Below are 22,773 nucleotides of genomic sequence, written 5' to 3' on the forward strand. Positions count from 1 at the left end.
TCGCCACATACAACAGCCCCCTGCCTGCCAGTAGCAGCAGGTGAGGGTCGCAGCTGGGGACGGGAGGAACTAGGTAAATAGCGTTGGTTCTTGTCCCAGGGGATCTTCCAAGCTCCGCCGTGAGGAGTGATATTCGATACGTAAAGAGCTGAGCCGACGACCGTCGGGCAGTTCCCAGAACGCCCACCCGTTTGTTGCGCCTTTGCGTATATGGTGGCCGGCGCCTGAAGGGGTTGTGAATCTCTTACCATCATCAGTTCGTAGCTCGCCCGTCTCCAAAACCTCACAGCGTCGATCCCCCCACTGTCCATAGCGGGCTCGGAGAATCGTGCCTGAAGGAAGCAGGCCAGAGGCGACCAGCTCTCGCGTGGTGGTCTCTGGAATGGCGGCCAAGGTACCCGTGCTAACGGTCCCTGTGTGCCCCTCCGGCACCGACCAAGTGGCGATGAGTGCCTCCACAACTTCAGCGGTGCGCTTGTCAATCTTTTCCTCGGTCCAGCCATCGGTGGCGGACTCGTAGATCCGCCGATTCATCAGCAGGACATCATGACGCTCAAGCTTGGCTCTTTTGCCCATCTCTCCCAACCATGGTCCATTAGAAACAGCGGAATTCAGAGAGGAAGTCAGAAGGGTGAGATTTCCTAGCCGATGGACGTGCGCCTCACGCTCCAATTCTTGACCCAGGTCGGCGACCGGCCAATGCTCGGCCCAATTTTGGGGCATCATATGTTCGATAGGGAAGCCGAGACGTGGGACTCGAGTCCCAGTCCGTGAGGGGGTTGAGCCGGTATACCCGCGGTAATGGTCCTCGACAGCTTCCATGAACATCCGCAAACGACCACGTTTGAAGCGGCGGTACGCCGCATCGTCAGCAAGAGTTTTTCGCAGCTCTACATCACCCGGCCAGTAAGTGCTGGCGGCGTTCTGCCTGGTCAAATAGGACTTAATCCCCTGAGTCAGCTCTGAATCAGGAGTACCCCGGTGAGTCTTAATTATGTCCGCTATCACCCGGCCCATGTCCCCCAGGGAAAGCCTCAACAATGCCCGACGCATGAACCAGCTTTCCATCATGGCAATCACCAAGTTCCTGGTGCCTGAAGCGATCGAGGAACCCGGCTCATGAAGCCACAGCAAAACAGGCTTAAGCGCTTCAATTTCGGCGGCTTGAGAGCGGTAGACACACATTTCAGCGGCGTTCAGGGCTGCGTGGGGGTCGGCTGCTCGTTCAGTCCACCCCTGGTAGCGTCCCGCTTGCTCTTTAATATTCATCAGCAGCGCCGCCATAGACTGGTCGGCCTCGTGCTCTACATAATGTTTGAACCGGGTAAACGTTGATTTTGGACCGATCTCCTCGCCCACTCTTGAGACAAGCCATTGGTTAAGGAATAGCGAACCCCGTGAAATCGGGTATCGACCGACACTGATTTCTTTTTCCCAGAACTTCGTGTCAAAAGGCCACAACTCCTTATAGGCCATGTGTGTGTCGACGCCCTCTGCCGTCAAGCGTTGGAAAACAAAATTTTTGATTAGATCGGCAGCGGTCAAAGGCGTACCGCGAGCATTCAAGGTTTCAAAAATTTCCTGAGAATTCTCGTCCGCACGCAACCCGATGACGACCATCTGAAGGGACTGAGTGAGGACATTAGCCAGCGCACTCGCTCTTAGCGCCGCCTTCTCCTCTCCTGCCTCTCCGGTCCAACACGTGATTTGCTCCGCGAAGTACCGGTGGGCTCGGGTTACCAATGACGAAGCATGGGTTAGGGCTGCGTAGCTGACTGGCGGATCTGCAAGCATTATCTCGTCATAAGCTGCTCGATCTCGATTGGTGTGGCGCAGCTTGAGAGAGACATCATCGTCCTGCACAAAGGCACTTGGATTTTGCGTCAGGGCCTCAAGTTGCCCCGTAATCTGGTCCAACCCTCTCGACTCGAACACAGAGGCAGCAGCATCAAACAACAACTGGAGCGTAGTGAGCCTCTGCTGGCCGTCGATGATTAACCAAGACTGCATAGAGCCCAGCTGGCCGGGCATGGACTGCAACACCAGCGCGCCAAGAAAGTGCGTCGGGGAGGCAACGGAGTTAGTAAGCCGCACTTCCACCAAGCGCCGGATATCCTGCCAAAGCGGTACCCATTGATTTTCCTGGTCCCAGACATAAGGGCGTTGAAAAAGGGGCACTACTAGATGTTGAGGCATAGTGAACACTTCCAAGGGCGTTCGAACAGCGGTATCCAATTGCTCATCTCCTCGTCACGACAAGATCAGTGCACTCTGACGCGGCACCTAGTCAGCCATCGGCTGGTTTAGGTGTCTAAACACGACGAGCTTATATGGGCCTGCCGCGAGCTCGCTGGCGCCACGTTGCCATCGCATTGAAAATGATGATTCTTTCCCCGGGTCGGTGAGCAACAGCGTCCTTCGCCGTCGCTACATGACTTCATTAACACGAGCAGTTGATCTCGGGAGGATCGCCTTTTTGATACTAGTTCCAGCTTGAAAAGGTAAAAATCCCACATCTCCAATTCCACAAGACGCGACCGCGTGAAGTTGAGGCCATGTTTCGGCACGTCCCTGACAACAACAGCGTCATTTTGTCTGGCAAACTTGAGCCGTGAATGACAACTGGCGACCGCTCGGATTCGAGTCCGACACCACCACATACGATGCGCTGCACGATGGCGTCCCCGATTGGATGGCAGAGTCGTTCTGGGATTGGATGAGGACACAGCTCCTGCTCTCTCAACGCTCAGAGGAGTATCCCGGCGCGTTGGACTACTTCCTGGATCAAGACCTTGTTCGGCAGGTGGAGAGACGGTGCAGGGTTGCGATTCCATATCGTGGATATAGTGCAGAAACTGGGATGTCAGAAATACGAGGCTCAACAGAAGTCGTGCAAGCGCAATTGCGCGTTGCTGATTTTTTGCTAGCAACTCGATCTACCGAGCATGCGGCTGACAAGTTGAATATCGTGCTTGAAGAGTCGGGATCGATGTGGAGAGTAGGAGAACGGTCCGGATCAAGAGGTTTAGTCCGCAGAGTGCCAGATTCCGTCCAAACTGCTGTGGATAACGCCATCCTCTTTGGCGGTCATGCCGGTGCCCGCCTCGCTCAGGCATGGGCAGCCATATATGGTATCGACCCAAATCCTTCGCTTGCTTACTCGCTTTCCGTGAAGGCCGTTGAAGACGCCGCCATTCCGGTGGTCAGCCCCAATGACACCAGCGCGACGCTGGGAAAGATCAACTCGCAGATCAGGAATACAGGTGATTGGTCTCTCCCTCTTCAACGCGAAGACGAACATACTCCAGCAAGCTCCACATTGTTGTCCATGATGAAGATGCTCTGGGCCGGACAGGCAGACCGCCACGGGGGTCATCATGACCCTGATCTTGTGATTACACACGAAGCGGCAGAGGTAGCCGTCATGACCGCCGCAACGTTAGTTCAGTGGTTCACGGCAGGCTTGGTGACGCGGCGTTAGCCGAGCGGCCTCTGCACCCGAGCGGACGTCACTAAAAGGTTGGAACGCGCGAGGCATGTACGTTTTTACTCAGGTCGCAGCAGGTCGTCAAGCCGAACCTACTCCCCCGAGCTCGAACACCACCGGGATGGCGGACGGGCCGGGCTTGATGAACGTCGATTCCCCGAAGCCCCGCGCGCCGAAAAGGTGGATCTTCCGGAGTAAAGCCAGCCGGCCGCCGGCCGGCCAGAAGCCACCAGCGATTCTTACGCTTGCCCGCTCGTCCAAGGTTTCCACCACACCCGGCGTCAGTGAACGGCCCTAACTCCGCGCACGCTTCCGGCTCCGGAGCCAGCAACCTTCCCCTTCGAGCTGGCTCGTACGACCCTATGTGATTGGAAGGTGACGTCTGAAAAGGGTTAGCTCGATCTCATCGGCTCGAACACGCCGTGCCCCGTGCAGCCGTTCGCCTGCTTGATCAGCCCAACGTCCAAGTAGTCCGCAGTAACGTTCGTATGTCTCTGGCCACCAACCTGCAGTTGGTGCCTGTGGCCACGCGTCTAGCCGCAGATTTTTCGAGACAACCTGATCCAGGATGATGTGTTTTGGATTGGCTACGCTACCTTGGGCGAAGTAGAGGAATTTGGTAGAGAACGCTGGCCCGAACCACGGTATTCGTCCGGCGCCTCGGTTGGTGGTCAGCGTGCCGTAGGCATCACAAGCAGGGGCTCCATCCCGCACCAAAGTCCATGCGGCAAGGAGAAGCTTCCCCGCTTTCTCCGGGTCGGCAGCTAGTCCGTCCAGCCGCTGATGTAGCCGCGGCGCTCGGGTGCCCAAGCCCCACGCAAGAGAGTAGTAAAACAACTGAAAGGCGTTCTCGACTGTCAGGACCTGGTCTCCAAGGTCGAATACTTCTTTGCGTGTCACTGATATGGTTCCGGATCCTGCAAGTTTCCCCTGAGCTGGGGGTAACCCGCGAGCGCCAAGAGCGCGTTTCCAGCGGTCAGTATCCACGGATACCGCGTGGTTCAAAACAGCGGAGGAACCTGGAAGTTTCGCGAAAATGTCGTCGGGCAGGTCCGAATCTTCGTTGATCATGAGCTGACTCTACTGGGGCAGGCAGACGCTGGCATGCAGGACACCTTCTTCAGGAAACGCCAGCGCGGTTGTCACTAGTAGCTCGAATGCGCGAGCCACGAAGGGCCTTGACCGCTTATTACTCCGACATCCGGTATGAATAAACGTATGAAGAGTTCCTGGGCCGATCTAGAGTCGCCGAGCATTCGCAAAGCGATAGAGCTATGGCACGAGCTCGGTGGCGAGGAGTTCATTTCCCGGACCAGGTTCAAGGAGTCTCACCGGTACGTGGTGATCGATCGCGGGCAAGCAATTGCAAGCCGACGGTGCCTAGCCCATGACAACAAATCGCGACATTACTTCGCTTGGCATCAGCAACACCATTGGGTCTCCTAGACCGACAGACTAAAGCGCACCAGGGCTAGCTCGATAACTCGTTTCATGCCCGTCACCACTGTTATCAGGACCAGAGACATCGATTCCGAACAGAAACACCGGTTTCGATACGCTCCTCCGGTGTAATTCGCGGAGGCGCGCCCGGCCAAACCGGACGCGCCCTCCGCGGGCATCGAACCCCCAAGTGATTCAACGCTGTTGAATCAGTCGATGAGCACCGGCCGCTTGGCACCATCCGAATACTCGACAACGGGCGCAATCCTGCCGGAACGGTGGTGGAGCCAGTTCGCCACCGCCAGGAGCGCCACGAGCCCGAAAGTGCTCAGGAGCTGGGGCCGGGAGTCCTCGCCGATGAAGCCCACCGTGAAGATCGCCGCGAGGATGAGCAGGCCAAAGCACGTGAGCCACGGGAAGCCGGGCATCCGCAGCGGAAGCTCCGTTCCCTCCCGGTCGGCGCGGAGGCGCAGCGCGAGCTGGGCGAGGAGCGCGGATGTCCACACCAGCAGGCAGGTCGAGCCCACGATGTTCAGCAGGACGGGAAGGACCTTCTCGGGGAAAGCCAGCTCCAGCACAACCGTGACAACGCCGAAGGCGACGCTGGCCAGGACTGCGACAACCGGGACCCGGGCCTTGGACACGGAAGCAAGCAGGCGTGGTGCTTCACCCCGCTCGGCGAGGGAGAACGCCATCCGGGAGGCGCCGTAGAGGTTGGCGTTGAGGGCGGACAGCAGTGCCGCCACGGCCACCAGGGTGATGGCGGTGGCCGCACCGGGCATGCCGGCGGCCTCCAACACCGCGGCGAACGGGCTCTTCAGCCCCGCCGAACCCACGGGAACCACTGCCGCGATCACGAAGATCGCACCAATGTAGAAGACCAGGATGCGCCACAGCACGGTCCGGACTGCTGTCCGCACACTGCGGGCAGGCTCGGCGGTCTCAGCTGCCGCCACGGACACGATCTCGGTGCCGCCGAACGCGAACGCCACCACGAAAAGTGCCGTGGCGATCCCGGCGAAGCCGTCGGGCGCGAACCCGGGGCCGGTGAAGTTGGCCAGGCCGGGCGACTGCACGCCCGGCAGCCAGCCGAAGAGCAGGGCCGCACCCACCAGGAGGAACCCGACGATTGCTGCCACCTTGAGCAGGGCGAACCAGAACTCGAACTCGCCGAAGTTCTTCACGCTGGTGAGGTTCACGGCGGTGAGCACCACGATGAACACGAAGGCCATCAGCCACACCGGCAGGGCCGGGAAGATGGTGGCCAGCAGGCCTGCAGCACCGAGCGCTTCGGCCGCGATGACCACCACGAGCTGCAGCCACCAGAGCCAGCCCACCGTGGCACCGGCCACCGGCCCGTAGGCCTTGGCGGTGTAGACGGAGAAGGCACCGCTGTCCGGATTGGCTGCGGCCATCTCGCCGAGGGCCCACATCACCAGGATGATGAGGGTGCCGGCCACGAGGTAGGAGATCAGCACCGCAGGCCCGGCGGCCTGGATGCCGGCGCCGGAGCCGATGAAGAGGCCCGCGCCGATGGCGCTTCCGAGGCCCATCATCGTGAGCTGGCGGGGTTTGAGTGCCGCGCCCAGTGCGCGGCCAGACGTCTTTGTCTGTTGTTCCATTGGGGAGTCCTCTGGTTGTAGGTGGAACGGATTGAATTTCAGGTCAGTCGCCTCGTCAGGCTGCGTGGGCTTCCAGGAGCCGGAGCACGCGATCGTTGAAGGCGGGGCTGGCAACGGTGATCCGCACGCCGTCGCCCTGGTACGCCCGGACCAGGATGCCTGCGCGGTCAAAGGCGTCCACCAGCCTCGCGCAGAGATCGTCATCCGCACGGATCCACAGGAAGTTGCCCTGGCTCGCCTGCAGTTTCCAGCCCTGGGCTTCCAGCTGCGCGGCCATCCGTTCGCGCTCCTGCCTGACCGCGGCGACCCGGGCTTCCATCTCCTCCGCGGCGTCCAGCGATGCGACGGCCGCCTTCTGGGCCAGCGCGCTCACCGAGAACGGAAGGGCCGTCCGGCGCAGTCCCTCGGCGATGGCCGGCGCCGCCACGGCGTAGCCCACGCGCAGGCCGGCGAGCCCGTAGGCCTTCGAGAAGGTGCGCAGGATGCAGACGTTCGGGTACTGGCGGTATAGCGCCAGGGAATCGGGGCCGCTGCCCGCTTCGGCGTATTCCACATAGGCCTCGTCGATCACCACGAGGATGTCCGAGCGGACGGTTCGCAGGAAGGCCTCGATGCGTTCGTGGCTGATCGGCACGCCGGTGGGATTGTTGGGGGTGCAGAGCAGGATCACCTTCGTGCGGGCAGTGACGGCCGCGGCCATGGCATCGAGATCGTGGCCCTCCACGTCGTCCAGCGGGATGCGGACCGGCAGGGCGCCTGCAAGCTCAACCAGGATGGGGTAGGCCTCGAAGGAGCGCCACGCGAAGATCACTTCATCTCCGGCGTCGCACAGGCCGGTGATGATCTGTTGGAGGACGCCAATGCTGCCGGGTCCCACCGCGACCTCTCCGGCGGTGACGCCGAGGTGTTGCGCAATCCGTTCGCGGAGTTCGACGGCGGCACTGTCAGGGTAGCGGTTCATCGTACCGGCCGCTGCGGCCACGGCAGCGGCGGCAGCGGGTAGTGGCTCGTAGTGGCTTTCGTTGCTGGCGAGGGCCGCGATGTCCGTGCCGGCGGTGCGCCGGCCCGGGACGTAGGGCGGGAGGCCGGACACCGCGCTGCGAAGGGTGGGAAGCGCAGTGTCCGGTGCGGTCAGGAGCTGATCACGGGTCATGAGCAACGATCATGTTGTGACCCGGCCCACAATGCAAGATACGCTCAACCCATTGGGACTTCTGCTCAACTTCTACTGTCTGTGGTGAAAATATGACCATCCCGAACCCCCGCACCGTGGATTCGCTCGACGGCAGGATCATCCTGGCCCTCGACAAGGATCCGGAAGCCAGCGCCCTGGCACTATCGCGGACGCTCGGCGTCGCACGGAACACGGTCCACGCCCGACTGGCACGGCTCGAGCGCAGCGGCGCCCTCCGCTCCTTCAGCAGGAGACTGGATCCCGCCGCGCTTGGCTATGACCTGATGGCCTTCCTCTCACTGTCCATCAGCCAGACGCGGACAGGTGCGGTGGAGGACGGGCTCGCCGCAATTCCGGAGGTCATCGAGGTGCACGCCACCACCGGGGATGCGGACCTCATGGCCAAGGTGGTGGCCCGCAGCACGGCCGATCTCTACCGCATCACCAACCAGATCCTGGAAATCGAGGGGATCCAACGGACCAGCACAGCCATTTCCGTGCTGGAACTCATGCCGCCCCGCTACGACGGCCTCCTGAGCCGGCTGTCGGAGCAGGAATCCCGCCCGTCCAGCTAAGTACGGGTGATGCACGCCACAAGTGCGCATATTTTCACTAGTACCTACCTCCTCCTGCCAAATATCCCACTCAAATTCGTCTCTCTTGCCTATCCGTGACCCAGCGCACAAGCTTCCTGCATGACTTCACTTACCGTCTCCGGCCGCGTGGCACAGGTTCTCAGCAGCTACCTCAGCGATGTCTTCGGCGTTATGGGCAACGGAAACGTCTACTTCCTGGACGCCGCGGAAAAGCTGGGCCTCCGCTTCTCCCCCGTCCGCCATGAAGGCGCCGCCATCGCCGCGGCCGACGCCTACTACCGGACGTCAGGACGACTGGCCGCGGGCACCACCACTTACGGCCCCGGCTACACCAATGCACTGACCGCCCTCGCCGAGGCGGTCCAGGCCCAAATCCCCGTGGTGCTGGTCACCGGGGACGCTCCGAGCAGCGGCGCCCGGCCCCAGGACGTGGACCAGGCGGCCATCGCCGCAGGCCTCGGCGCGGCCACCTTCACCGTCACCCGCGAAGCCGCGGGCTCCATCACCCGGCAGGCGGTGGAGTACGCACTCACCCGGCGCACCGCCGTCGTCATTGCCATCCCCTACGACCTCGCGGCACTCGAGGCTGCGGACGAAGAGGTTCCCGAGCCGCTGGCAGCAGCGGTAATTGACGACGTCGACGGCGGCCTGGGGCAGGTAGCCCGCCTGCTCGCAGGGGCGAAGCGGCCGCTGATCCTCGCCGGCCGCGGTGCGCATCTCGCCGGAGCCGGCCCGGAACTCCGGGAGCTCGCCGACCGCCTGGGCGCACTGACCGGCGGAACCGCCCTGGCGCTCAACCTCCTCCAGGGCGACGGATACCTCGGCGTCGCGGGCGGCTTCGGCACGGACACCGCGGCCGGGCTCATGGGTGAGGCCGATGTGGTCCTCGTGGCCGGGGCCAGCCTGAGCCCCTTCACCATGCGCTTCGGGCACCTGCTCGGCCCCGACAGCACCGTCATCCAGATCGACACCGCCCTGCAGCCGACGCACCCCCGGGTGGACATGTTCGTCAGCGCGGACGTGAAGTCCGCCGCGGGACACATCCTGGGGATGCTGGATGGCCCGGCCTCGCCGGACGCCAGCAGCGCAGAAGCCTGGCGTGCGGAAGCCCGCAGGCGCCTGGCCGAAGCACCGGCGCATCACCCGGGCTCCGACGAGACCCCGGACGGCCGGCTGGACCCGCGCTCCCTGGCCACGGCACTGGATGCGGTGCTGCCGGAGCGCCGCACGGTGGTCCAGGACGGTGGGCACTTCGTCGGCTGGGCACCCATGTACTGGCGCATCCCGCGGCCGCAGGATCTGGTCATGGTGGGGACCGCCTACCAGGCCATCGGGCTGGGCCTTGCCAGCGCCGTCGGGGCAGCCCGCGCAGTGGAGGACGGCCGCACCCTGGTGCTGGCCTCCGGCGACGGCGGTTTCCTGATGGGCCTGTCCGACCTCGAATCGCTCATTGGCGCGGCGAGCAGCGCCGTCGTCGTGATCTACAACGATGCCGCCTACGGAGCCGAAATCCACCAGTACGGCTCCCAGGGCCTGACCGAAAAGCCCATGCTGATCCCCGAGGTGGACTTCAGCGGGATCGCCCGCGCGCTCGGTGCCGAGTCTGCGATCATCCGCTCACTGGCGGACCTTGCCGCGCTCACAGACTGGATCGACGCCGGCGCCAAGGGAACCTTCGTGGCCGACTGCCGGATCACCTCGAGCGTGCGGGCCCCGTGGCTGAGCGAGTGGATGCAGGCCTCGCAGGCCGCGAAGGCGGCGGTGGCGGGCTGATTCACAGGTCCACGGCCTAACATGTCCAGATGAAGGCTGCCCGGGACGCACGCTCTGCCGCCGTTGTGATCAACGCCGGATCACGCCGAGGGGCGGCACACGAACTTGCGGTGGACACGATGCAAAAGGCAGGCGTGCCCATCTCCGCCGTGCACCACGTGCTGTCGGGGGCAGACCTGGCCGGGACGCTTGATCGGGTGCTTGCGGACGGGCACGACCTGATTGTTGTCGGTGGCGGCGACGGGACGGTGTCCTACGCCGCCGGTCGGGTTGCCGGCACCAACGTTGTGCTCGGTGTTCTTCCACTGGGGACCGCCAACGACTTCGCCCGCACGCTGGAGATACCGAACAATCTTGCCGAGGCGTGCGCTGCCGTTGCAGAAGGGAAGGTGGTGGACATCGACCTCGGCCGGGCCAACGGTGAGCCATTCCTCAACGTCGCGTCCGTGGGCCTGTCAGTGGCTATTACCGAGGCTCTCAGCCCCCGCTTGAAGCGGTACATCGGGCCATTGGCGTACAGCATCGCCACGCTAACGGCTTATGCCCGGCACAAGGCGTTCCGGGCCCGTCTCGAGTTCCCCGACGGGGACCACGAGCCGATGGAACTCGACAGCCTGCTTCAGGTGGCCGTCGGCAACGGCCGGCATTACGGCGGCGGCAACACGGTCTCCCCCACGGCAGGGATCGACGACCACACCCTCGACATCTACGCGATCCTGGCGGGGCCACTCCGGGAGCATGTGAGTATCGCGCGGTTGCTCAAGGACGGAAGCTTCATCGAACACGACCGGGTGTACCACCTCACCAGCCGAAGCGTCCGGCTCGTCACCGAGCAGCCGCTGCCGGTGAACCTCGACGGCGAGATCGCGACCACCACGCCCACTGACTTCACCGTCCAGCGCAACGCCGTCCACGTCGTGGTGCCTCAGAGCAGCACCAGCGCTTTGTTAGACGGACCGGGCGCCGCGAACTGGCCGTCCGTATGAAAGCCTGCTAACTAGTCAGGTCGCGCGCACATCTCTTGTGACTCGCTGATCGAGGCGGCCAGCAGGGCTCCGTGGCTGAGCGAGTGGATGAAGGCCTCGCAGCGCGAAGGCGGCGGTGGCGGGCTAGCGAAGGCCCGCCGTCGATATACTCCAAACATGCCAATCAGACGCCTCGACCGAGGCATCCACACTCAGCCGTCCGCCCTCGAGCAGCACCGGGGCGATCTGTGAGCGGCGGTCTCGTCGCCCTGCTGGACGACGTCGCAGCCCTGGCCCGCATAGCGGCCGCCTCGGTGGACGACGTCGCTGCCGGAGCGGCCAAAGCGGGGGCCAAGGCCGCCGGCGTGGTAATCGATGACGCCGCCGTCACCCCGCAGTACGTGTCGGGGGCGGACCCGTCCCGCGAACTGCCGATGATCAAGCGGATCTTCTGGGGCTCGCTCCGCAACAAACTGTTGATCATCCTGCCGGCCCTGCTGCTCATCAGCGCCTTCGTCCCATGGGCCATCCCGTTCATCCTTATGGCGGGCGGCACGTACCTCTGCTACGAGGGTGCCGAGAAGGCCTGGCACAAGCTCCGCGGACACCACTCCGCGGACGAAGATGCGCCGGCAGTCGAACGGGGACCGGAGGCGGAGGCGAAGGTTACCAAGGGCGCCATCACCACCGACTTCATCTTGTCCTGCGAGATCATGGTCATCTCGATGAACGAGGTGGCCGACGAGTCCTTGTGGGTCCGGGCTCTCATTCTGGTCGTTGTTGCCCTCGTGATCACGGTGCTCGTCTATGGTGCCGTTGCACTCATCGTCAAGATGGACGACGTCGGCCTTCACCTGGCCGCCAAGGATTCCGCGGGCTCCCAGCGCTTCGGCGAGCTGCTCGTCAAGGGGATGCCCTCAGTGCTTGCTGCGATCACCCTTATTGGGACCATCGCCATGCTTTGGGTTGGTGGCCACATCATGCTGCAGGGAGCATACGACCTCGGCTGGCACGCGCCCTATGACTTCGTCCATGTCCTCGAGGCCCCCTTCGTCGGGATCCCGGTGGTGGGCGGCTTCCTGGCCTGGCTCGTGAACACCCTGTGCTCGGCCTTCCTCGGACTCGCATGGGGCCTCCTCGTCATGGCGATCGTGCACCCGCTGCTAAAAGTTCTGCCGTTCGGCAAGAAGAAGGGCGAACACGAGGAGGGCGACGTCCGCGCCGCAATCGCCGGCTATCGGCCGACAAAACGGAACGCCGATCCCGCCCCTTAGCCCTCCCTTTTTCGTCGAGGTGGCGGTGCGTCGACACAGGGGAACAATCAATCGCTAAGGGTGCTCCATAAGGACCTTGAGCCTGGCCAGGGCCTTCTCGTCGTCCCGCTTGAATATCCGCTTCAGAAGGGGAATGGCGAACCGGGCTAGCCCGGCCACTTGGAAATCCACGTTGCTGATGAGCCGACAGCTGTTGGCACCCGTGGGCTCGACCAGATAGGAGGCGACTCCGGTCATCTTGCCAGAAGGAATCTCGAAGGCGACGAAGCGGCCGGGCTCGTAGGCGGTGAAGCGGTTGCGGGCGACCACCTTCATCCCTGCGAATCGCCGCGTTAGTTCATGTTCCGTGCCAACGCCGATAGGACCCGGCGTGATGCGTCGTATCTCATCGATGCCGCTTTGCCATCGGGGCGCGTTTGTGTGGTCTGCGACGAAGTCGAAGACCTTCGAAGCCGGAGACTCCAGCTCGGTGCGCGATTCCAATTGGAGCCTTCTCATGAGGCGTCCTTTCTCAGGGTCGGCAGCACGCCGTCGCGTGCGAGCCCGGTCGACCAGGCTGGGACGGCCAGACAGGTTGCGACGCTTGGTGCTTGGCGCCCGGCCTCGAAACCGTTGCGCGGATCCTCATGGTCCCTCCTGTCATGGCCGTGGCCGTGGCCACGGCGTCACGATAGCCCCTAGCGGGAACCGGGTCAATACCTTCGATCGGAACGACAACCGGAGTCCAGCGGCGTTTCAACGAGCGGGGCAAGCACTGCGCCCCTGGGAGGGCCGAAAGCCGGATTTGAAGGAGGGAATGCACGTCCTGGCGGCTTCCTGGCGCCACCGCAGCACCCGTGCTTTGCGCGAAGGTGCTCGAGCGCGGGCAGACGCGGTACCTCCCGGTCTACGGGGCCAGGGCCGCGATCGTGGTTGTGATCTTCCCGCTGGTCTTCGGCTTCTCATGAATCAGCACAGCGACGCCTGATGGTGATGCGACCACCCGTGTCAATGTACCTAAGCGCCCTTCCGCTTCCACGCCACCGCCAACCCCAACACCACGGCGCCCAGCCCCAGCATCACCAGAACCATCAGCCCCCAGTTAGCCTGGTTCACGCCCGGCCCGTACAGCACACCGATCAGCACCGTCGCCGTGATGGCGCCGAGGTAGCGGCAGGTCTGGAAAATACCGGCCGCCACTCCCCTCTCCTCCGGCCGGGCGGACACGTACAGTCCCTGGTTCGACGCCGTGCTCACCACTCCGTACGGCACACCCATCAACGCGGTCAGCACAAAGACCAATGGCGGCCACAGGGACAACGTCAACGCCCCCAGGCCGGCCGAGGCAACCAGCAGGATCAGCGCGCCGGCGATCATCACCGAACGCACGCCGAACCGCTCAATCAGCCGTACCGTCACAGGGGTGACCAGCACGGACATCGCCGCCAGGGGCAGCATCAGCAGGCCCACCAGCCCGGCGTCGTAATGTCCCGCCTCCTGCAGCAGCTGCGGCAGGCCGAAGAACGCAAAGTAGTAGACGCCGCTGAAGACGACGAACACCAGATACACCAGCAGCAGCGGCCTGTTCCGGCCAAGCAGCCGCAAGTCGAGGAACGGCGGACGGAAGCGCAGCTCCCGCCACGCGAACAGCGCGGCAATGAAGGTCGCCGCGCCCAGGAGCCACCAGCGGTATCCCGGCATCACGTTCAGCAGCGCCATCATCGCGAGCATCAGCGAGGCGACGAAGGCCAGGATGCCGGGGATGTCGGAGTCACGGATCAGGGTTGAAAGCTTCCCGGTTTCGCGTCCGGCATCGGCCGGCGCCGCCCGGTGCACCACAATCAGCGCCAGCAGCGCGAGCGGCACGTTGACGGCGAACAGCGCCTGCCAGCCCAGCAGGCTCACCAGCAAACCGCCGACGACGGGTCCCACCGCGGCCGCTGACGTGTTCGCCATCTGGATCCGGCCCAGCGGGCGGGTGGACGGCAGCTTCGCCAGCCGGCTCAGTTCGGTGACCATCACGACGGCGGACGGGTACGCCGTCGCGGTCCCCACGGCCATGAGCGCGCGGGCTACACAGACCAGCGCGAAGTTGGGCGCAAACGGAGCCAGCGCACAGGTCACCGCCACCAGGGCCATCCCGAACGTGAACAGGCGGCGCGGCCCGAAGCGGTCCGCGAGCCTGCCCATGAGCGGCTGCCCGGCCGCGGACGCGAGGTAGAACGAGGTGATCACCCAGGTGACGGTGGCGACGTCGAGCGCGAAATCCTCCCGCAGAACCACCAGCGCGACGGCGATCATGGACGAGTTCAGCGGGTTCAGGGAGGTGCCGAGGCTGAGCGCAGCGATCGCGAGGCCGGGACGGGGTCTGTTCGTCACGCCCCTAAGTCTGGTGCATCGTTGCTTTGGGTCACGAACCTACTCCGGGGCGCGCGGCGAGTCGAGCTCGCCGGCAATCTTCTGCTCCAGGGCGGCCAGCGTCGCTTCGGGCAGGACGATGAGCCCATCCAGCTCGCGCCGGGCGCGCCTGTACGCTGTCTGCCGCTCCGCCGGCGTGGCGGCACTGTCCGAGGCAATGTTGAGCAGCTTCCTGGCCGTTGCCAGCCGCTGGCGTTCGGGCCCCGTGAAGTTGCTGTCCTTGATCCGCTTGGCTTCCCGCTCCGCGACGTAGCCACCGCCGGTTCACGGCATCATGCGCTGCCAACAGGGCGGCGACCTGGGCCTGGCTGGCTTGTTCCGCCTGCACCGCCTGGTTCTTGAGCTTGTACAGCTCCAGCCGGCGACGGTGCCGGCGTTCGCTGGCCTTGGACCACTGCCTGGCCCACCCTCCGGCCATTCCGCTGAGAGGGAAGACGAGCCACCAGTAGTGGCGAAGGAAGTCGAAGAATTGGTCCACGGATTCATCGTCCCACCTGGACCTGCCCACTGACACGCCTTTCCCGGGTCAGGTCTTCGTGGGAACGGCATCTAAAACCCGTTGACATGTGACTAAATGGTCACCTATTCTTGAACCGTGGACGCCGTATTCAAGGCCCTCGCTGACCCCACCCGCCGGGACCTGCTCGATGAGCTCTTCCGGGAGGACGGGCAGACCCTGCACGCGCTCGAGGCCCGTTTCGAGATGACCCGCTACGGGGTCATGAAGCACCTCAAGCTGCTGGAGGAAGCCGGCCTGGTGGTCACCCGCCGTCGGGGCCGGGAGAAACTTCATTTCCTCAATCCGGTGCCCATCCGCCTGGTCCACGACCGCTGGGTCAGCAAATACGCACAACCATGGGCCGCTGCCCTCAGCGACCTCAAAACCAGATTGGAAAGTCCCATGGAAAAGATCTTCGAAATCTACATCAAGACCACTCCGGAGCGGCTTTGGGAAGCCATCACCACCAGCGAGATCCGCAGCAAGTACCAGTTCGGCAACAGCATCAAATCCGACTGGACCACGGGCAGCCGCTTCGAAATGGGCAACCCGAAGGCCGACGGAGCGCTGCTGGGCGAAGGCGAGAACATCGAAGTCGATCCCCCACGCAAACTCGTTCAGACCATGACTGCGCTTTGGGGCGAGGACGTGAAGGCCGAAGGCACCTCACGCATCACCTGGGAGATCGAACCGGTGGGCGATTCCTGCCATCTCACCGTCACCCACGACCAGCTCCGCGAAGGCGCCAACGAACAGCTCTACGGCGGCTGGCCGATGATCCTCTCCGGCCTCAAGACCTGGCTGGAAACCGGCGAAAAGCTCACCACGCCGGGCTCACTCATGTACACCTGAGGCGGCTCCGGCCAGCGCCATCTGGTCCGGTTACAGCTGCCTGCGCGCCGTGCTGCCAGCAATGAGATCTTCTGCACGAGCAGCCACGAGGGCGGGCAGGTGCGCGAGGCGCCGGGGAACGGACGTATGAGCCTCCGCCGCCGCAACGAGGATGCCCGTCACGCCGGAGCGGGCTTCCTCGACGTCCATCCCCCAACTGCCAGCCTCCCTCACAAGATGGTCCAGGGTGATGTAGTTCAGCCGGGCCTGACCGGCCACTGAATGCCCTGCATTGGAGCTGCGCGCATATAGCAGCAGCGTTGGCGCGACGTCATACAGGGGCGCTAACTGCACCTCGCCCGTTTCCCGGATAAGCACCGAGTAGTTCTTGGAATGGGCGTCGCCGTTGCCGATAAGGACATTGAAAGCCACAGCCTTCAACAACTCACTCTTGAAAGCCGCAGCATTTCGGCTGTGCGGCGACGCGATCGCAGCCACTTGCGCGAGGCGTGACGGTGCCGCGGCCGACTGATCGTACTTTGCCGCAGACGCAATCCCCAGAACCTGGGTGAAGTCTTCCTGATGAATCCGCTTGTGGTCCTCGGTTCGGTCATAGCGTTCCACTACCAGGGCATCCCGGGTGCCGAACGTCTCCATCCGTGTCCGTGCCGCACGAAGGCCTGCCGCCCGGGCCAGCTCAAGCGCCCAATGTTCGGCCGCCAGCAAGTCCGGGATCGGTGAATCAAGCGGGTCGGGTTTGATGATGTGCGTGGAGGCGGCGCCCCGGGCCGGCCAATACCAGCCACTGTCGCCTGGCGACAAGCTGCTGGACAACAGGACCTTGGACTGGACACCGCCAAGGGACGTGGTGATGGCGAAGTCCGCAGGGAGGTCCCAAGCGGGGAGGGACTCGACGGCGGCCACGACTTCCTGCTCGGTCATCGGCAGCAGTTCTCCCCCCTCCTCGGGATCCACGCCGTCGGGAAGGACCTGCACCGCGCCGGCACAGTCAGCGCCCACCGCCGCGAGCAACGCTTTGATGTCCATGGAAGCAACGCCATGCAGGTCGGCCAAGTGCGCACGAACCTGACCTTCCGGGAGGAGTCCATCGAAGAAGTTCAGCACTGCCGGACCGTTGATGGCTTTGGACTGCAACGGCAAGGACAACGAGAGCAGGGCAGCGCCGGCACCGTACTCAGCTACAAGGTCCGGGAGGTATTCAAGCCGCGGACGCAACGACGTTCCCGTGAGCCAGGCAATCCGCCGGCCATGCAGCCAGACGGCCAGCCGCTCATTCCGCCTCACTGCTTGACGTCTAAACGTGAAAACCGCGGAATAAGGGCAATGTCCCGCTCAAGGGCCCGCACCGCCGCGATAGCCGTCTCCAAAGAAACATTCTCGCCCTGTTCCAGGCGGACGATGGTGTGACGGCTCGCGTTGATGAGCTCGGCCAAGCCGCTCTGCGTCAGCTTCCGCTCCTGACGGGCGCTACGGACCGAAGCGCCAAAGGATTTCGAATCCATGGCGCGGAAGAACGGAGTATCAGCCGGATGTTCCATATATTCACCATAACAGGCATGAGAAACAGATGGTGAAGATAGTGAACATTCGTAGCTATTTCTGATATGTTCACGATCTTCACCCGTCACGCACCTAGTAGCCTCGTTTGAGGGAACAGCCTGGCAACTCCGGCGGCCAACTGATCGCCGGCCTCGACCGCTTTGATAAGAAGCGCGACAACGGACATGGCATCACATACCCAACCCTGCCGCTGAACATCGGCAAGGAAGGTCAAGGTAGTGCTGCCGAAGACGTTCGATCCGGGAGACGCCGATGGATGCCCCGGCTGCGCAGTAGCGGGCTACTACAAGAACTGACTGCCCGGCCGGCGCTGGGCTGAAGACCTGACTGGAAACCGGCGAAAAGCTCACCACCCCGGGCTCCCTCATGTACACCTAAAAGCGACTGGCGGCACCCAACCCCGGGCGCCGCCGTCGTACTTCCCCATCCGGGAGGCTTACATCGTGTTAATACATTTTCTGCATGAGGCCACCGCACCCGCGTTTGCCTGCGCTGCCAAGGGGGTGTCGGATGGAGAGCCCTTCGACAACGAACAAGCTTGGATTCACCGGTGCCATGAAGACCGCAAGAGAATTCTCCGCCTCTAAGATGAGGCATGGACTTCGAGGACGCGCTTTGGACGGTGATGGGCGCCGGGCTGATTCTGCTGATGGCCGCAGACGTCTTTCACACGCTCCTTTATCCGCACGGGTCCGGTCCTGTGGGCCGGACGATAATGCGCGGATTCTGGCTTCTGTCGAGAAGGTTAAGGGGCCGGGGCTCCACCATCGCGGCACCCCTGGCGATGGCTGCCGTTATCGGCGCCTGGGCCGGCCTGGCGGCCATAGGCTGGGCCCTGCTGTACCTGCCACATCTGCCCCAAGGTTTCGTTTACGAAGGCGGGGTGCCACAGCGGGGCGACTTCGCCGAAGCGCTCTACATCTCGATGGTCACTCTTTCCACCGTGGGGTTCGGCGAAATTGTCGCAGCGCATCCGCTGCTCAGACTCGTCGCGGCCTTCCAGGCCGTCACAGGGTTCGGGTTGCTGACGGCCACGGTCACTTGGATCCTGCAAACATACCCGGCCCTTAGCCGGCGCCGGGCTGTTGCCCACCACCTGAACCTGTTCAGGGAAGCGGCAGGTCCCGAGGGCTTAACTTCGCTGGAACCACGGCATGCCGCCGGGCTACTCGAATCGCTGGCCCAAAACGTGGCTTCCGTCAGCATAGATTTGCTGTCGTTCCATGAAACTTACTACTTCCGCGAAGTCGAGCAGAGGGGTTCCCTGCCGGCCACCGTTGCCTATGCCCACCAGTTGGCGTCTGAGGCCAAACTCAGTGAAAACCCGGAACTCCGGTTTGCCGGACGGATGCTTCATGCAGCGCTGGACGATCTCGCAGAGGTACTCCGCGGCAAGTTCGGCCATCCAGGGACGACGTCGTCGGAGGTGTTTGACAGCTACGCGCTGCACCACAGACACCGACGGCCACGGGAACTTCACACCAAATAGGAAGGTCGCGAATTCATCAAGTCACCAGTTGATGCGCCAGGACAAGTAATGCTGCGAAAACAGGACACTTACCGCTGAAAACTCACAAATACCTTGCCTCTCGGCGAATACCCCCATGAGGGCCCGCGGCGACGTAGCATCAAGGTAGGCGGCAGCCAGGAGTGTGGTGAAATGTTTGAGCGATTTACGGACCGTGCCCGTCGCGTTGTTGTGCTTGCCCAGGAAGAGGCACGCATGCTGAACCACGGTTACATCGGTACTGAACATATTCTCTTGGGTCTGATCCATGAGGGTGAGGGTGTTGCCGCCAAAACTCTTGAGTCCTTGGGCATTTCGCTCGACGGCGTGCGCGAGCAGGTACAGGAGATCATCGGCCAAGGCCAGCAGGCCCCGTCCGGCCACATCCCCTTCACCCCACGGGCCAAGAAGGTGCTGGAGCTGGCTCTGCGCGAGGCCCTGCAGCTGGGGCACAACTACATCGGCACCGAGCATATCCTGCTGGGCCTCGTCCGTGAGGGTGAGGGTGTGGCCGCTCAGGTGCTGGTCAAGCTCGGCGCGGACCCGGACCGTGTCCGCCAGCAGGTCATCCAGCTCCTCTCCGGCTACCAGGGCAAGGAGACCACGGGCGCAGGCGAGGGCCTCGGCCAGGCGGAAGGTACTCCTGCCGGTTCCGTGGTCCTGGACCAGTTCGGCCGGAACCTGACCCAGGCTGCGCGCGAGAACAAGCTGGACCCGGTGATCGGACGCGAGTCCGAGATGGAACGCGTTATGCAGGTCCTTTCGCGCCGCACCAAGAACAACCCGGTCCTGATCGGTGAGCCCGGCGTCGGCAAGACCGCCGTCGTCGAAGGCCTCGCCCAGGCGATTGTCCGCGGAGATGTGCCGGAGACTCTCAAGGACAAGCAGATCTATACCCTGGACTTGGGCTCCGTCGTGGCAGGATCCCGGTACCGCGGTGACTTCGAGGAGCGGCTGAAGAAGGTCCTGAAGGAGATCCGCACCCGCGGCGACATTCTCTTGTTCATTGACGAGATCCACACCCTTGTCGGTGCCGGTGCGGCCGAGGGTGCGATCGATGCGGCTTCGATCCTGAAGCCGTTGCTGGCCCGGGGCGAGCTGCAGACCATCGGCGCGACCACGCTGGATGAGTACCGAAAGCACATCGAGAAGGATGCCGCACTCGAGCGCCGCTTCCAGCCGATCCAGGTCAAGGAACCCTCCGTGGCCGACGCGATCGAGATCCTCAAGGGCCTCCGCGACCGGTACGAGGCGCACCACCGGGTCACCATCACCGACGGCGCGCTGGTCGCAGCGGCGAATCTCTCGGAGCGTTACATCTCGGACCGCTTCCTGCCGGACAAGGCCATCGACCTGATCGATGAGGCCGGTGCCCGGCTGCGCATCCGCCGGATGACCGCCCCGCCGGAGCTGAAGACGATGGACGAGCGCATCGCCGCCATGAAGCTGGAGAAGGAGTCCGCGTTGGATGCGGAGGACTACGAGGGTGCCGCTTCGCTCCGCGACCAGGAGCAGAAGCTCGTCCAGGTGCGCAGAGAGAAGGAGCGCCACTGGAAGACCGGCGGCATGGACGACATCTCCGAAGTGGATGAGGAACTGATCGCCGAGGTGCTGGCGAACTCCACCGGCATCCCGGTCTTCAAGCTGACCGAGGAGGAATCCAGCCGTCTGCTAAGGATGGAAGACGAGCTGCACCAGCGTGTGGTGGGCCAGGAGGAGGCGATTAGGTCGGTTTCGCGGGCTATCCGCCGTACCCGTGCGGGCCTGAAGGACCCGAAGCGTCCGGGCGGCTCGTTCATCTTTGCCGGCCCCACGGGCGTCGGCAAGACCGAGCTCGCCAAGGCCCTGGCTGAGTTCCTGTTCGGTGAGGAAGACGCCCTCATCACGCTGGACATGTCCGAGTACTCGGAGAAGCACACGGTTTCGCGGCTCTTCGGTGCGCCTCCGGGCTACGTCGGGTACGACGAGGGCGGGCAGCTGACCGAGAAGGTCCGCCGTCGTCCGTTCTCCGTGGTCCTGTTCGACGAAGTGGAAAAAGCCCATGCGGACCTCTTCAACTCGCTCCTGCAGATCCTGGAAGACGGCCGCCTGACCGATAGCCATGGCCGGGTGGTGGACTTCAAGAACACCGTGATCATCATGACCACCAACCTGGGCACCCGGGACATCTCCAAGAGCGTCGCGACCGGTTTCCAGTCCGGCACGGACACGCAGACCGGCTACAACCGGATGCGCGCCCGTGTGACGGAAGAGCTCAAGCAGCACTTCCGTCCGGAGTTCCTGAACCGTGTTGACGACGTCATTGTCTTCCCTCAGCTGACCCAGGACGAGATCATCCAGATCGTGGACATGTTCGTTGGGCGCTTGGAGAAGCGCCTGGCGGACAAGGACATGGGCATCGAGCTCACCACCGCGGCCAAGGTGCTGCTGGCGACCCGCGGGTACGACCCGGCCATGGGTGCCCGACCGCTGCGCCGCACCATCCAGCGCGAAATCGAGGACCAGCTGTCCGAGAAGATCCTCTTCGGAGAGATCCACCCGGGCGACATCGTTGTGGTGGACGTTGACGGCGAGGGCGACGACGCGCAGTTCACCTTCGCAGGAAACACGAAACCCCGGATCCCGGACGCACTGCCGGCCGCGAGCTAACCAGCAAAACGACGTCTGACCACCGTCGAGGCGGGCTGAAGTCCGGTGTGCCTCACCCCGCTGCCCTGCAGGCGAAGGATTCCATGACGCCCTGAGGATCCAGCCGGGGTGCTGCTACGGTCCGTGCTTCCTGAAGGCGCCTTTGACTTTTTCGCCGGCCTGCTTCAGGCCGGCTTTGACGTGGTGGCCCTTGCCCTCAACTGGACCCATCCGGCACTTGAGGTGCCGCTGTGCCTCCGGCAATGGTGGCTTTTGATTCAGGTCGGGGTGCCGTGTGCGGGCAGGTGGTAACCCGGGAGATCAGCGGTCTTCGCCGCCTTTGTGGGTAACTTCTAGGGCGCCAGCCGGTGGTAGGCAGAAGCAAAATGTATGAGGGGGTCCGGTACTTCCGCCGCTGGAGCGTCACTACCCATCGCAAGTACCTCTCCGACGATGAGCAGATGCGTTGCCGCCGGATGGATGGCAACCGTTCGCAGCTCGAAGTACGCGATCGATCCGTCGAGGATCACCGATCCGGTGGCCGGGCCGCGGCGGTAGGGAACCTGGGCCAGCAGGCCCTGAACGGGGGTCCCTTGACTGGCCAGCCAATCCGCCGCGCCTTGGTGCTTGCTGCGCAGCAGACTCAACGCCCACGTACCCCTCGTGGCAATTGCCTCGCCAATGCGTGAGCCCGCGTAGAGACTGACAAGCATCGTAGGCGGGTCATAGGAGACGGAGAGAAAAGCAGTCACTGTTGCTGCGTAGTCGCGCTTGTGCAGCAATGTAGAAACCACGGCGACGCCGGCTGAGATGTCAGCGCTGAGCACGCGGTACAGATCGATGTCCGCTTCGGAAGGATGTTCGTCGCCAAGGCGATGCGCGTCCAACGTCCCTGGAATCTCCATGAGCACATCGTTTCACGCAGTGAACACATCAGGGCCGATCGTGACGAAGCCTTCGTGGTCGTTGTGGCTGTAAAGGACGGCCGACACCTGATGC

The 22,773-nt window shown here is 63.4% G+C and carries 19 protein-coding genes and 1 pseudogene; 9 read left to right on the forward strand and 11 right to left on the reverse strand.

What is annotated here, in order from left to right; translation table 11 throughout:
• Window positions 1-69: 69 nt before the first annotated feature.
• A complete protein-coding gene (locus NG701_RS01150) occupies window positions 70-2,196 on the reverse strand; it encodes a GmrSD restriction endonuclease domain-containing protein (RefSeq protein WP_256475375.1) in 2,127 nt (708 codons plus the stop codon).
• Window positions 2,197-2,611: 415 nt separating this feature from the next.
• Here NG701_RS01150 and NG701_RS01155 point away from each other — a divergent pair, with 415 nt between their 5' ends.
• Entirely contained in the window at window positions 2,612-3,481 is an 870-nt protein-coding gene (locus NG701_RS01155) for a hypothetical protein (RefSeq protein WP_252563649.1), read from the forward strand.
• 87 nt (window positions 3,482-3,568) lie between these two features.
• On the opposite strand, the gene NG701_RS01160 is transcribed toward NG701_RS01155, so the two are convergent.
• A complete protein-coding gene (locus NG701_RS01160) occupies window positions 3,569-3,748 on the reverse strand; it encodes a hypothetical protein (RefSeq protein WP_252563652.1) in 180 nt (59 codons plus the stop codon).
• Between the two features lie 99 nt (window positions 3,749-3,847).
• Window positions 3,848-4,558, reverse strand: coding sequence for an 8-oxoguanine DNA glycosylase OGG fold protein (locus NG701_RS01165; protein ID WP_252563655.1), 711 nt, complete (start codon window positions 4,556-4,558; stop codon window positions 3,848-3,850).
• Between the two features lie 147 nt (window positions 4,559-4,705).
• On the opposite strand from NG701_RS01165, the gene NG701_RS21545 reads away from it, so the two are divergent.
• Entirely contained in the window at window positions 4,706-4,933 is a 228-nt protein-coding gene (locus NG701_RS21545) for a ScoMcrA-related endonuclease (protein WP_509908562.1), read from the forward strand.
• Between the two features lie 203 nt (window positions 4,934-5,136).
• Here NG701_RS21545 and NG701_RS01170 read toward each other — a convergent pair whose 3' ends face one another.
• Both NG701_RS01170 and hisC read right to left on the reverse strand, forming a co-directional pair.
• Window positions 5,137-6,549 carry an amino acid permease gene (locus tag NG701_RS01170; RefSeq protein ID WP_252563658.1) on the reverse strand — a complete coding sequence of 471 codons (1,413 nt, stop codon included), beginning with the start codon at window positions 6,547-6,549 and terminating at the stop codon, window positions 5,137-5,139.
• Between the two features lie 55 nt (window positions 6,550-6,604).
• Entirely contained in the window at window positions 6,605-7,702 is a 1,098-nt protein-coding gene (gene hisC, locus NG701_RS01175; protein ID WP_252563662.1) for a histidinol-phosphate transaminase, read from the reverse strand.
• Between the two features lie 92 nt (window positions 7,703-7,794).
• Between hisC and NG701_RS01180 the strand changes: the two genes are divergently transcribed.
• The 4 genes from NG701_RS01180 to NG701_RS01195 all read left to right on the forward strand — a co-directional run bounded on the left by NG701_RS01180 (window position 7,795) and on the right by NG701_RS01195 (window position 12,331).
• Window positions 7,795-8,298, forward strand: coding sequence for an Lrp/AsnC family transcriptional regulator (locus NG701_RS01180; protein WP_252563665.1), 504 nt, complete (start codon window positions 7,795-7,797; stop codon window positions 8,296-8,298).
• A gap of 120 nt (window positions 8,299-8,418) precedes the next feature.
• The gene (locus tag NG701_RS01185) at window positions 8,419-10,092 is read left to right on the forward strand and encodes a thiamine pyrophosphate-binding protein (RefSeq protein ID WP_252563666.1); all 1,674 of its coding nucleotides are present in this window, start codon (window positions 8,419-8,421) and stop codon (window positions 10,090-10,092) included.
• A gap of 29 nt (window positions 10,093-10,121) precedes the next feature.
• Window positions 10,122-11,078 (forward strand): lipid kinase, encoded by a 957-nt coding sequence (locus tag NG701_RS01190; protein WP_252563669.1) that lies wholly within the window; start codon window positions 10,122-10,124, stop codon window positions 11,076-11,078.
• 227 nt (window positions 11,079-11,305) lie between these two features.
• Window positions 11,306-12,331, forward strand: a complete 1,026-nt coding sequence (locus NG701_RS01195; protein WP_252563672.1) for a DUF808 domain-containing protein — start codon at window positions 11,306-11,308, stop codon at window positions 12,329-12,331.
• A 54-nt stretch (window positions 12,332-12,385) separates the two neighbouring features.
• On the opposite strand, the gene NG701_RS01200 is transcribed toward NG701_RS01195, so the two are convergent.
• From NG701_RS01200 to NG701_RS01210, 3 genes and pseudogenes are all read right to left on the reverse strand, one after another.
• Complete coding sequence (locus NG701_RS01200) at window positions 12,386-12,829, reverse strand: SRPBCC family protein (RefSeq protein WP_252563675.1); 444 nt, start codon at window positions 12,827-12,829, stop codon at window positions 12,386-12,388.
• A 498-nt stretch (window positions 12,830-13,327) separates the two neighbouring features.
• Window positions 13,328-14,689 (reverse strand): MFS transporter, encoded by a 1,362-nt coding sequence (locus NG701_RS01205; protein ID WP_252563678.1) that lies wholly within the window; start codon window positions 14,687-14,689, stop codon window positions 13,328-13,330.
• A 39-nt stretch (window positions 14,690-14,728) separates the two neighbouring features.
• Window positions 14,729-15,206, reverse strand: a pseudogene (locus tag NG701_RS01210) (hypothetical protein).
• 117 nt (window positions 15,207-15,323) lie between these two features.
• Between NG701_RS01210 and NG701_RS01215 the strand changes: the two are divergent.
• Entirely contained in the window at window positions 15,324-16,079 is a 756-nt protein-coding gene (locus tag NG701_RS01215) for an ArsR/SmtB family transcription factor (RefSeq protein WP_252563681.1), read from the forward strand.
• 30 nt (window positions 16,080-16,109) lie between these two features.
• On the opposite strand, the gene NG701_RS01220 is transcribed toward NG701_RS01215, so the two are convergent.
• Both NG701_RS01220 and NG701_RS21115 read right to left on the reverse strand, forming a co-directional pair.
• A complete protein-coding gene (locus NG701_RS01220; RefSeq protein ID WP_252563684.1) occupies window positions 16,110-17,363 on the reverse strand; it encodes a type II toxin-antitoxin system HipA family toxin in 1,254 nt (417 codons plus the stop codon).
• The gene (locus NG701_RS21115; RefSeq protein WP_252563686.1) at window positions 17,360-17,707 is read right to left on the reverse strand and encodes a helix-turn-helix transcriptional regulator; all 348 of its coding nucleotides are present in this window, start codon (window positions 17,705-17,707) and stop codon (window positions 17,360-17,362) included. Before NG701_RS21115 ends, NG701_RS01220 begins: the two co-directional genes overlap by 4 nt.
• Before the next feature lie 527 nt (window positions 17,708-18,234).
• Here NG701_RS21115 and NG701_RS01230 point away from each other — a divergent pair.
• Window positions 18,235-19,128 (forward strand): potassium channel family protein, encoded by an 894-nt coding sequence (locus NG701_RS01230; protein ID WP_252563689.1) that lies wholly within the window; start codon window positions 18,235-18,237, stop codon window positions 19,126-19,128.
• Between the two features lie 171 nt (window positions 19,129-19,299).
• Window positions 19,300-21,795 (forward strand): ATP-dependent Clp protease ATP-binding subunit, encoded by a 2,496-nt coding sequence (locus NG701_RS01235; protein ID WP_252563692.1) that lies wholly within the window; start codon window positions 19,300-19,302, stop codon window positions 21,793-21,795.
• A 332-nt stretch (window positions 21,796-22,127) separates the two neighbouring features.
• Here NG701_RS01235 and NG701_RS01240 read toward each other — a convergent pair whose 3' ends face one another.
• A complete protein-coding gene (locus NG701_RS01240; protein ID WP_252563695.1) occupies window positions 22,128-22,679 on the reverse strand; it encodes a flavin reductase family protein in 552 nt (183 codons plus the stop codon).
• Between the last annotated feature and the right edge of the window lie 94 nt (window positions 22,680-22,773).

Origin of the sequence: Pseudarthrobacter cellobiosi, assembly GCF_023913815.1 — a bacterium.
Lineage (GTDB): Bacteria > Actinomycetota > Actinomycetes > Actinomycetales > Micrococcaceae > Arthrobacter > Arthrobacter cellobiosi.